We start from the raw sequence: 10,413 nt of genomic DNA, 5'->3' as shown, positions 1-10,413 counted from the left end.
ATCACTAAATGATGGTTTTTTTGCCATACTACAAGTTGTCTAAATCATCTAACTTCTCATTCATTTTCATTTTCTTTCCCTTTCCTACTTCCCTACTCTCCTACTTTCCTACAGGGTGAATAGTTACAGCAAATCTTTGTTGCTCTGTGGCAGAAACCTATTCTAATCTAACTAAAAAAAATAAAAAATGCTCTTGACAAACATATAATTATATATTATAATATATATGGAATTACCTGAGTTCTGATTAGTCACCTTTATGGTGGGCGTCCCAGAAAGGGTAGGAACTCAGGTTTTTATTTTGGCCACACTTGAACATACATCTCCTTTGTAGCTATAAACTTATGATAAAAGACAGCGTCTTGTTTCCTTTGAACCTTTCTATTTATTACCCCTGCTACATAATCAGCCAATTGTAATAGATTGTTACTTTTTGATGATTCCATTTTTACCTTTTTAATCACACCTATTTCTTTAGTATTTATCTTTTTCTTTAAATAATTAGCCAATTGATAACGAAATAGGGATGAACCACTTTTATCAATAATAACAATCGCTTCCTTCAGGTATGGTTTGGCATTTTCAAATACCAGTCCACAGGTGTATTTGTAAAGAGACTCTTTAACCTTAAATCCTTCTCCATATAATCTGTTTGGGTTTTTATTCAACACAATACCAAAATAAAAGAAATTATACGGTGCTACTGCCTGGAGAAAATTTGTTCGTATTCGTTTTGAGTTATTTTGAAAGTGAAATTCAAAAAATTCTGAATATCCTAATTCTCTCCTCAAAAGCGAAATTCTGTTATCGCAAGCACAACCCTCATCTTCATCCTCAAATACAACCAAAGAGACAACAAAATATTTACTTGAGCCAGTATCTATTTTGAATCCTGTATCTCCAGACTCATCAACAAAAACCAACATTATTATCCTCTATCCCTAATTAATTCCTCGAAAATGGGCTTGGTCCTAATTTTTTTATCGTCTCAGTAAATTCTGTCATCACCTGAGCAAATCTTTGTCCTTCAGCCGCAGAGACCCATTCTAACCTAAATCTCTCCTGTTCAATTCCAAAGTCATCCAGCATTAACTGGATAGCCTCTGCCCTGCTTTGGGCTTTAAGATTTCCTTCAAGATAATGGCAATCACCAATATGACAGCCACAGATAAGGACACCATCCGCACCCTTAGTTAAGGCATCGATGACTAAATTAGGGTGAATCATTCCAGAACACATCACCCGAATAATACGGTTATTAGGGGGATACTGTAATCTTGATATCCCTGCCAGGTCTGCCCCGGCATAAGAACACCAGTTGCAACAAAAAGTCAGTATTAATGGTTCGAATGCTTGGTTATCATTCATCTGCTTACTCCTTTTTATACTCCTACCTCCAATGCCGCCTCTACCTGTGCTACAATCTGCTCAAGCCTGAACCCTCTCACAAATATCCCTTTCTTTGGACAGGTAGCCATACATACCCCACAGCCATGGCATTTGGCAATATCTACCTTAACCGTCTTTTTGATAGCTCCATCCTTCTCATATTCAACTAAGGTAATTGCCTTATACGGGCAGGGGTCAACACAATAAGCACAGCCATCACAATTAGCCTCTATTACCTCAGCTATCCTTGGGTCTATCTCCAGTTCATCCTTAGAGAGTATCACCGATGCCCTTGCCGCCGCCGCCATCGCCTGGATAATGGATTCAGGGATAGTTTTTGGTCCATGGGCAGTGCCGCAAACAAAAATTCCCTCAGTAGCAAAATCTACAGGCCTTAACTTCATATGTGCCTCTAAGAAAAAGCCGTGTTCATTTAACGGCACCTTTAATTTCTGAGCAATATCCTTGTTTGATTCATTGGCTTGCGTGCCAGAAGAAAGAACAACTAAATCTGCGGGTATATCTATTCTCATCCCCAAAAGCATGTCCCGGACAGAAACATTTATCTTACCATTTCTCAACTCAACTTGCGGTTTTTCATTATCCTGCCTCTGGATAAATTTAATTCCCTTTTCCCTTGCCTGGCGGTAATATTCCTCATAATATCCATAAGCACGAATATCACGATATATAATATAGACATTTGCCTGCGGATAGAGTTCTTTTATCTTTAATCCGTTTTTAATTGCCTCCTGACAACATACCCGTGAGCAATACATTCGCTCTTCTTCGCGTGAACCAACACATTGTACCATCACTACGGTATTCGGGACTCGGGGCTCGGGACTCGGGGCTCGGGGTTCGAGATTCGCTAATCGCTCCTCTAATTCAAGTTGTGTTATTATGCGTTCGTCTTGACCGTAGAGATATTCAGTTGGTTTGTATTCTATTGCGCCCGTAGCTACGATAACTACACCATGTTCTATTTCTGCAGTCGTTCCATTAACCGCCAATTGTGTTTTAAAGTTTCCTACGCTTCCTTCGATATTTACCAGCTGGGTATTGAGATACAACTTTATCTTTGGGTGATTTTTGACCTCACTAACTACTTTCTCCCATAATTTATTTCTTTCTGCTCCAAGAAGATATTTAATCCTTTGGTTATATCCGCCAATTTCCTGGTTCTTTTCAATCAAATGAACTTGATAACCTTGTCGGGCTATTTCGATACTTGCGGTTAATCCAGCTATGCCAGCACCAATGACTAAGGCAGATTTGTTGACCTTTAAATAGCTTGGATACAACGGCTCATTCATACGGGCTTTAGCCAGAGCCATTCTAATCAGGTCCTTTGCCTTCTGGGTGGCTTTTTGTGGTTCTTGTCTATGCACCCAGGAGTTTTGGTCGCGGATATTAGCCATTTCAAAGAGGTAGGGATTAAGCCCGGCATTTCTTAAGACCTCCATAAAGAGCGGCTCGTGCGTGCGTGGGGTGCAGGATGCTACTACTATCCGATTTAACCCCTCTGTCTGAATAACCTCCTTTATCCGCTCGCAACTGTCGCTTGAACAGGTATATAACCTGTTCTCACAATAGACTACACTGGGTAATGTCCGTACATACTCAACTACGCTGGGGACATCTACCACACCTGCGATATTGGTGCCGCAGTGGCAGACAAAGACACCCACCCTCGGCTCTTCCTGGCTCACATCCCGCTGTGGAGGATACTCCTGCTTCTTGACTAATGCCCCTTTAACCTCAGACAACAGACCCAGACATTCAGAGGCACAGGCACTTGCCTCCATTACACTCTCTGGAATATCCTTTGGTCCTGTGGCTACACCCGCCGCAAAAATTCCCTCCAGATTTGTTTTTAGGAAGGCATCGGTCTGGATAAACCCAAACTCATTCAGCCGCAGATTCAACCGCTGGGCAATAGCCTTTACTGGTTGTGGTGTGATACCTACACACAAGATGACTAAATCGAACTCCTCCTCGATTATCTCGCCAGAAAGTCCATAGCGGATAACCAGACCCTTTGTCTGAGGGTTTTGCTTGAGGGTTGACGGCGTCTGATTAATATACGCTATCCCCTCTTTTTTCGCCCGTTCATAATATGTCTCATAGCCCTTGCCAAAGGCTCGCACATCCCGATAGAATATCTTACATTCCAAATCAGGCAGATGCTCCTTAGCGATTAGTGCCTCTTTGGTGGCATACATACAGCAAACTGAAGAGCACCAGGGCCTTTCCGTATCCCTTGAGCCAACGCATTGAATAAATGCGATCTTGTGCGGATGTGTTTTATCTGATGGTCTTAATATCTCTCCTCTAAATGGCCCTGATGCACCCATTATCCGTTCAAACTCCAGGCTGGTGACCACATTGGGATACCTGCCATAACCGTATTCACCCGCCAGTTTTGCCTCAAAGGTTTCATAACCAGGGGCTATGATTACCGCACCTACCTCCAGATTAATGGCTTCTTGCTTCTGCTGGTGCTCTATTGCTTCTGCCTTGCACGCGGTTACGCACATCAGGCATTCAGAACAGCCACCGCAGTTGAGGCAGCGTTTTGCCTCTTTGACTGCCTGCTCTTGAGAATAGCCCAATTCGATCTCTTCAAAGCCCTTTATTCGCTCCTCTGGTAGCAATTTAGGCATTGGTTGTCTCTGCTCTATCTTAATCTCCCTTTGAGGCAGGCTTGCTTCTGCTTCGGTCTTTTTTTCTCGTCCTTCGGACATATCCATCCCTTGCAGATAGCGATGGATGGATTCTGCTGCCTCGTGTCCATGTGCAATTGCATCCACTGCCATGCCAGACAACCCGATTACATCACCACCAGCAAATATCCCAGGCACATTTGTAGCTAATGTGGTTCTATCAACCTTTAAAAAGCCCCGCTCAGTTATTAATACCCCATCTGCGGCTTGAACCATTGAATAGTCCACCACTTCCCCTACTGCGATAATAACCGTATCTGCATCCAGAACAAAGGTGGAGTTTTCAATTGGCTCAGCTATTCTCCGGCCGCTTTTATCAAAGAATTCGGTCAAGTTCATCCGGGTGCATTCAATCCCCTTAACCTTACCATTTTTCGTAAGAATGCGTTTGGGTGCGATTAAAACCTCTATCTTTATACCCTCATGCTCGGCATCCTCAATCTCCTGCGGGATAGCAGGCATTTCCTCTTTAGAGCGGCGATAGAGGATATTCACCTCTTTTGTTCCCAGTCGCAGGGCTACCCTGGCAACATCAATAGCTACATTGCCGCCGCCGATAACCGCTACCACCTTACCAGTTAGGTCTATCTCTCTATGCCGCTTGACACTATGCAAAAAGGAGGTTCCGTGGATAACCCCGGCTAAATCCTCTCCCTCAATATTCAATCTCTTGCTCTGATGCATACCAATAGCGATAAAGATAGCTTTATAGCCTCTATCAAAGAGGTCATTCAGGGTTAAATCTGGACCCAGCGGGGTATTAGTTAGTATCTCCACCCCTGAGTTTTTTATCTGTTCGATTTCATACTCAATAATCTCTGCGGGTAAACGATATTGCGGGATACCCACCCGCAGCATACCACCTGCCACCGGTAAAGCCTCAAATATGGTTACCGGGTATCCGCGTTGAGTCAGATTATAGGCACAGGTTAGTCCAGCAGGACCAGAGCCAATTACGGCTATCTTCTCAGGGTATTTCACCTCAACCTTAGAGGGTTTCCAGCTACCATTTACTCTTTCATAATCAGCTACAAAGCGTTTTAATGCCCGGATGCTCAAGGGTTCGTCAACATCCTTGCGATTACATTTACTCTCACAGGGTGCGTTACAAATACGGCCGCATATCGAGGGAATGGGGATTCTGCGGCGAATAACCTCCATTGCCTCTTTAAATCTTCCCTGACTGATCAAGGCGATGTATGCCTGATTATCACAACCGGCCGGGCAGGCGAGGCGACAGGGTGATTTATGTTCGGATTTGTCTATGGTGAACCAGTTGGGGACTGCCTGAGGGTAAAGACGATAGATTGCCTTTCTCTGGTTAAGCGAGCAATTAAATTCATCCGGCACTTCTACAGGACAGGCCGTCTCACATTCACCGCAGCCAGTGCATCTGTCTTCACGCACATATCTTGCGTGCTTATTCAATCTAACCGTAAAATTGCCAGCCTGCCCAGAAATAGACTCTATATCGCTCAGGGTAATTATTTCAATATCCTTATGTCTGCCAATCTCAACCAGTCTGGGAGCCATCGTGCACATAGCACAATCGTTAGTCGGGAAGGTTTTATCCAGCATCGCCATCACGCCACCGATGCTGGGTCTGGTATCTACCAGATAGACCTTTATGCCGCTATTGGCTAAGTCAAGTGCGGCTTGCATGCCGGCAATACCGCCACCAATGATTAAACAAACGCCTGTTTTTGAGTTTTGAGTTACTTTAGTCATTTCTTCTCCCGAAAAACCAGACTTGAACAATAGTTTAATTATCTCATATTTTTTCCTTTGCAATCTTTAATACTGAATCATATATTGTCTTAGAAACTCTAAAATCGTATTTTCTCATCTCGTCTAAAAATCCTTTTATCTCCTCTATTAATCCTACTCTTTTCGCTTCCAAAAGAATTCCCATTACCCCTGTAAATTTTATTCCTAATCCGTAAGCAGTTCTTCTCGCAGCAAGGTCATCAATAATTAAAAGATGTGCATTTAATTCTAAACATAAATTAATAGCCTCACTTTCTCCTTTACCAAGTGTTTTTTCTAATATTTTTGTTACAAGAGATTGTTTTATTTCAACCGTTTCAATCCATTTTGGTTTAGACTCAAATTCAAATACCTCATGCTCTACAGCAGGAGGTATAATTATCCTTGTATAGAGATCTGATAGGAGCTCTATTTTCCCAATTCTTTTAAGAATAATTAAACAACTTGAATTGGAAATTACTATTTTTTTATTTTTCTCTTGCATTTTGGGCATTAGTGTAATCCTTTAAAAGTTCCTCTTCGTCCATATCAATAAATGGGATTCCCAGTCGGCAAGCAAATCTTATAAACTCAACTCGTTCCATCTCAAGGAATTGAGCTGCCTTTCCACTAGATATCTCACCCAGTCGGTAGAGTTCTAGTATCAAATATTCAAAAATTTTTGTAGATGCATCTTTTCTCCTTTTTGCAACTATAGGTAAAATTTCTAAGGGAATATTTACAGATATTCTTTCTTTTTCCATCCTAATCATTTCTCATCATACCTCCTCTTTATTTTATCCGAAAATCTTCATCAATCTGAGCCATCACACCACCGATGCTGGGTCTGGTATCTACCAGATAGACCTTTATCCCGCTATTGGCAAGGTCAAGTGCGGCTTGCATACCACCAATTCCACCACCGAGCACTAAACAAGAACCGATTTTTGTATTTTTTATTTCCGTTGCCATTTTTTAAACCAATCTCCTAAATTCTTCTATGGTTAATCCAATATCATTCAGTATAGTTTTTAGAGTCCTTCTTTTTATTATCTTCCCTCTGTGTCTTGGGATAATAGTATGCCTCATATCGCTTTTTCTCCGCCATACCTCGTGACTACCTTTTGCTGTTCGATAGAATTCAAATCCAATCTTGCGAAGGAGACTTATAACATCTTTATCAGTTATTGCAGGAAATTTGTCACTCATTTATACTTCCTGTAACATAGGAATACCCGAAGTAACCACTACCTTCCCTTCATAGATTGGAAGTGAAGGAATGTTTTTGCCCAATTCTTGATAAGAATCACGGAATATTTTTATTGCATCCTGGATATTCTCTATCGCCTCTAAATAGGTTTCCCCTTCTACATGACATCCTTGAAGAATAGGGCATTCAGCATAATACCCACCTTCTTCTAAACATTCAACTATTATTGGAAATAGAATTGTCTTTCTCATTTTCTCACCCCTGTTCATATTTATTTTTGACACTACCCCCTTTTCCAAATCGTCTCCAGGCTTCCTCAAATCTCTGGAGTATTTCTTCCATTTCCAACAAGCGGGAAAATTTCTTAAGCCACCGGCGGATATACGCAACATTTAACCTCTTTCCTTGGCGGATAATTACCCCATCAATATCAAGTAAATCTTGAGGTCTTCCTGCTACTGCCTTATGAATAATGAGGTCTTCTGCCGAACATATCCGCACAATTCCACTTTCAAGATCGCATTCTACTGCGCGTTTTACAACTTCCTGCTCATACCCAGGGATACCTAACGAAATATCTATTTCTATCCCTTCTCTACTTTGAACTAAACAGACACGATGTTTAAGAGCAAACTCTAATGCATCAGAAATTCGAGGGGAAAAGACAGATAATGTCTTTTTTAATGTTGCCTCTTCTTGCCCCAAATCAACCAGAATAGTAACATCTACATCACGGGTAAAGCGTGGCTCTCCCCAATGTTGGAGGGCAATGCCTCCTATAATGGCATAAGGTATATCTACTTTGGTAAAGAATTGATGAATCTCTACAGCAGCCTTAATTTGTAGATTCATTTAGCACCCTGTTTATAACCACTAACATGGTTAAACATACTTCTTTTTTTAAGTAAAAAGGAGATTTTTTGTCTTTCTAATTTTTCTATGCCTTCCTTATGAGAATTTTGTTCCCAGAAATTGCAAAGGTTATCGTAAATGCGAAGAGAATCTTGACTTGACAAATGGGATAACCATTTTCTCTTCTCTGCCATAATTACTTCATTAGCCTTTCTATAACCTTCAACAAAGGACAATATTACTTCCCGAGACACTTTTAATCCACTCTTCATACAATTATCCTCTTATTTTATTTTCCCTAACACCTTATCTACCTTTATTAGATGCCTGTTCAAGCCCAACTCCTTCTCGGTTAGCCCAAATGCCAGTCCGATTAGTTGAGTAAAATAGAACACCGGCAGATGGTACTCCTTTAACTCCCACTGAACTAATTCTAAATTAAGATGGCATAAGGGACAGGCAACAGAGATGCAATCTGCACCGCTTTGTCTGGCATTATCTAATAATTGTTTGGTTAATCGAAATACAATCTCTTTTTTAGGCAGGGTATAAGATGCCCCACAACAATCGGTTTTATATGACCAATCAAGGACATTCATACCAATATCAGTTAAAATATTATCCATCGTTTGAGGATTTTCAGCATAATCAAATTGCTTAACCTTAGGTGGGCGGGTTAATAAACAGCCGTAGTAGCAGACCACATTTATCCTGGAGAGGTCTCTGGTGATGAGGCAATGATCAAGCTTTGGGGGGAATAGTTCTAATGGGTGGAGTATTGCCACAGAGTTTCTGAATTCATAACCCAATGCTTGAGACACTGTTTCCTGTAGTTGTTTATCCTGCTTGATTTCATAGGTAGCGACTTTCAATCGACTAAAGCAAGCGGCACAAGGGGCTACTACCTGGCTATAGCCTTGCTCTTCTGCTTTAGCCAGGTTAGCTGCTGCCAGGGCAATAGAAACCGATGATGAACAGCAATGAGGAGCAACCGGCACACAACAAGTCCATCCCTTTATCTCTTCTAATATGATATTAAATGGCTCGCCTACCCGCCTCAAAGAGTCTCCATATTCCTTTGAGCCTGAATGGATAGAACAACCAGGATAGTAGCCGTATTGCATCTATAAATACTCCTTTTCTCCGAAATGATGAATCTAATTTATTATCTTAATACTAACGATGATTCATAGACTGCCATCGGAATATATTCCAAAGGTTTCAGTTGCTTAGCATTCTTGAGAAAGATTTCTACCTTCTCAGATGTTTCTGCATCAAGATAAGCCTCTCCACATTCTGTACATATCTTAGCTGGTATATGCCGACATAGAATTATTTCATTCTTTACCTTGAATTCCAAATTCTTCTTGCCACTTAAAAGTTCTCCCCCACAGAAATCACATAATTCTTTCTCATTACTCAATGTTAATCACCTCTTTTTCTTCCTTGTCTTATAATCTTTCTCCCATTTTTCATCCGATGGGACATACACTGTAACTATCCTTAATCGCTTTCCAATAGGTGAATGGGAACATTTTATATGCAAAGGGTCACCTGACTCTAACCATCCAAGGACTAAAAATGAAGGATATGGTTTACTCTCAGGATTTCGTTCGATAATTTCTCCTTTATAAAGAGATCTAATTAGTTCAAAGCGTTTAATCTCTCGTTCATTCATCATTAGGAAAGCATGATATGTTATATAAAAGTCTTTATTATTAATACACTCCTGGACAAATTTGATATTCACACAGGCATCTCCTTATTCCCTCAAAAGCAAAAGATTAATACCTTTTCCCTTCAACCTTCGGCCTTCTTTGTCCTGCTAAATATTTTATTAATCCCCAAAACTTCCCTTATTGATGGGAAAAGGTTCAATTTCCCTCTTTTTAAGAGTTCAATGGTCAGTGGCAATTCCTTTTGAATCCCCTTTGTCTTTAGTTTTACTATCCCACCCAGAGCCAATTCAAAACTTGTCCCAAACAACCGCACAGATTTAATAAAGCAATTATAGAAAAAGGGGATTTCGGGGAGAGCAGGCTTTATTCGTTGTTTCATAGCTACCATTCTTAAGGCATCCATAACTTTAGGCAGGTCAACCTGTTGTGGACAGCGGGTGATACAGGTCTCGCAAGAAGCACACAACCAGATAGTCTTACTTTTTAAGACTAAGTCATTCATTCCCAAAACTAAGGCGTGGATAATCTGGGTGGGGGTCAAATCCATTTCCGGAAGCATCGGACAGCCACAGGTGCATTTTTTACACTGATAGCATAGATTCACATTTTGGCCTGATTCTTTTTCTATGGTTGTTAATAGGTTATTGTTCATCATCACCCGATTCCTATAGAAATAGTCAGTAAATATAGCACTTATTAATCGAAATTTGACATAGATATGGCTATGAAATTCCAAATCACAAATTCCAAATTCCATTTAGTGAATTAGTGAATTAAGCGAATTAGCGAATTAGTAAAATCTAATCTCTAA

14 protein-coding genes are annotated in these 10,413 nt (G+C 40.7%); all 14 read right to left on the bottom strand.

Annotation, left to right across the window (positions count from 1 at the left end; all coding sequences use genetic code 11):
• Positions 1 to 296: 296 nt before the first annotated feature.
• Genes AB1422_12250 through AB1422_12185 form a run of 14 tightly spaced genes read right to left on the bottom strand, consistent with a single transcriptional unit; the run spans position 297 to position 10,359 of the window.
• Complete coding sequence (locus AB1422_12250) at positions 297 to 926, bottom strand: DUF3800 domain-containing protein (protein ID MEW6620083.1); 630 nt, start codon at positions 924 to 926, stop codon at positions 297 to 299.
• A 19-nt stretch (positions 927 to 945) separates the two neighbouring features.
• Complete coding sequence (locus tag AB1422_12245; protein MEW6620082.1) at positions 946 to 1,368, bottom strand: hydrogenase iron-sulfur subunit; 423 nt, start codon at positions 1,366 to 1,368, stop codon at positions 946 to 948.
• 14 nt (positions 1,369 to 1,382) lie between these two features.
• Positions 1,383 to 5,843, bottom strand: a complete 4,461-nt coding sequence (locus AB1422_12240; protein ID MEW6620081.1) for an FAD-dependent oxidoreductase — start codon at positions 5,841 to 5,843, stop codon at positions 1,383 to 1,385.
• A gap of 43 nt (positions 5,844 to 5,886) precedes the next feature.
• Entirely contained in the window at positions 5,887 to 6,375 is a 489-nt protein-coding gene (locus AB1422_12235) for a DUF3368 domain-containing protein (GenBank protein MEW6620080.1), read from the bottom strand.
• Positions 6,350 to 6,634 carry a UPF0175 family protein gene (locus AB1422_12230; GenBank protein ID MEW6620079.1) on the bottom strand — a complete coding sequence of 95 codons (285 nt, stop codon included), beginning with the start codon at positions 6,632 to 6,634 and terminating at the stop codon, positions 6,350 to 6,352. Before AB1422_12230 ends, AB1422_12235 begins: the two co-directional genes overlap by 26 nt.
• Before the next feature lie 19 nt (positions 6,635 to 6,653).
• Positions 6,654 to 6,833 (bottom strand): FAD-dependent oxidoreductase, encoded by a 180-nt coding sequence (locus AB1422_12225; protein ID MEW6620078.1) that lies wholly within the window; start codon positions 6,831 to 6,833, stop codon positions 6,654 to 6,656.
• A 3-nt stretch (positions 6,834 to 6,836) separates the two neighbouring features.
• A complete protein-coding gene (locus tag AB1422_12220) occupies positions 6,837 to 7,070 on the bottom strand; it encodes a type II toxin-antitoxin system HicA family toxin (protein ID MEW6620077.1) in 234 nt (77 codons plus the stop codon).
• Positions 7,071 to 7,322, bottom strand: a complete 252-nt coding sequence (locus AB1422_12215; GenBank protein ID MEW6620076.1) for a type II toxin-antitoxin system HicB family antitoxin — start codon at positions 7,320 to 7,322, stop codon at positions 7,071 to 7,073.
• Between the two features lie 4 nt (positions 7,323 to 7,326).
• Entirely contained in the window at positions 7,327 to 7,923 is a 597-nt protein-coding gene (locus AB1422_12210) for a nucleotidyl transferase AbiEii/AbiGii toxin family protein (protein MEW6620075.1), read from the bottom strand.
• Positions 7,920 to 8,195 (bottom strand): hypothetical protein, encoded by a 276-nt coding sequence (locus tag AB1422_12205; protein ID MEW6620074.1) that lies wholly within the window; start codon positions 8,193 to 8,195, stop codon positions 7,920 to 7,922. The genes AB1422_12210 and AB1422_12205 overlap by 4 nt, the downstream gene beginning before the upstream one ends.
• A 12-nt stretch (positions 8,196 to 8,207) precedes the next feature.
• Positions 8,208 to 9,047 (bottom strand): CoB--CoM heterodisulfide reductase iron-sulfur subunit B family protein, encoded by an 840-nt coding sequence (locus AB1422_12200; protein ID MEW6620073.1) that lies wholly within the window; start codon positions 9,045 to 9,047, stop codon positions 8,208 to 8,210.
• Between the two features lie 41 nt (positions 9,048 to 9,088).
• Positions 9,089 to 9,346 (bottom strand): type II toxin-antitoxin system MqsA family antitoxin, encoded by a 258-nt coding sequence (locus tag AB1422_12195; protein ID MEW6620072.1) that lies wholly within the window; start codon positions 9,344 to 9,346, stop codon positions 9,089 to 9,091.
• 6 nt (positions 9,347 to 9,352) lie between these two features.
• A complete protein-coding gene (locus AB1422_12190; protein MEW6620071.1) occupies positions 9,353 to 9,673 on the bottom strand; it encodes a DUF4258 domain-containing protein in 321 nt (106 codons plus the stop codon).
• Positions 9,674 to 9,723: 50 nt separating this feature from the next.
• Positions 9,724 to 10,359 carry a 4Fe-4S dicluster domain-containing protein gene (locus AB1422_12185; protein ID MEW6620070.1) on the bottom strand — a complete coding sequence of 212 codons (636 nt, stop codon included), beginning with the start codon at positions 10,357 to 10,359 and terminating at the stop codon, positions 9,724 to 9,726.
• Positions 10,360 to 10,413: the final 54 nt, after the last annotated feature.

This window comes from bacterium, from assembly GCA_040757115.1.
Classification (GTDB): Bacteria; UBA9089; CG2-30-40-21; order CG2-30-40-21; family SBAY01; genus JBFLXS01.
Note: the sequence above shows the minus strand (reverse complement) of the source record. Positions and strands in the feature narration are given on the sequence as shown.

Coding starts and splice junctions, on each gene's coding strand:
- AB1422_12250 (MEW6620083.1), bottom strand. CDS start 926: ATGTTGGTTTTTGTTGATGAGTCTGGAGATACAGGATTCAAAATAGAT.
- AB1422_12245 (MEW6620082.1), bottom strand. CDS start 1,368: ATGAATGATAACCAAGCATTCGAACCATTAATACTGACTTTTTGTTGC.
- AB1422_12240 (MEW6620081.1), bottom strand. CDS start 5,843: ATGACTAAAGTAACTCAAAACTCAAAAACAGGCGTTTGTTTAATCATT.
- AB1422_12235 (MEW6620080.1), bottom strand. CDS start 6,375: ATGCCCAAAATGCAAGAGAAAAATAAAAAAATAGTAATTTCCAATTCA.
- AB1422_12230 (MEW6620079.1), bottom strand. CDS start 6,634: ATGATTAGGATGGAAAAAGAAAGAATATCTGTAAATATTCCCTTAGAA.
- AB1422_12225 (MEW6620078.1), bottom strand. CDS start 6,833: ATGGCAACGGAAATAAAAAATACAAAAATCGGTTCTTGTTTAGTGCTC.
- AB1422_12220 (MEW6620077.1), bottom strand. CDS start 7,070: ATGAGTGACAAATTTCCTGCAATAACTGATAAAGATGTTATAAGTCTC.
- AB1422_12215 (MEW6620076.1), bottom strand. CDS start 7,322: ATGAGAAAGACAATTCTATTTCCAATAATAGTTGAATGTTTAGAAGAA.
- AB1422_12210 (MEW6620075.1), bottom strand. CDS start 7,923: ATGAATCTACAAATTAAGGCTGCTGTAGAGATTCATCAATTCTTTACC.
- AB1422_12205 (MEW6620074.1), bottom strand. CDS start 8,195: ATGAAGAGTGGATTAAAAGTGTCTCGGGAAGTAATATTGTCCTTTGTT.
- AB1422_12200 (MEW6620073.1), bottom strand. CDS start 9,047: ATGCAATACGGCTACTATCCTGGTTGTTCTATCCATTCAGGCTCAAAG.
- AB1422_12185 (MEW6620070.1), bottom strand. CDS start 10,359: ATGGAATTTGGAATTTGTGATTTGGAATTTCATAGCCATATCTATGTC.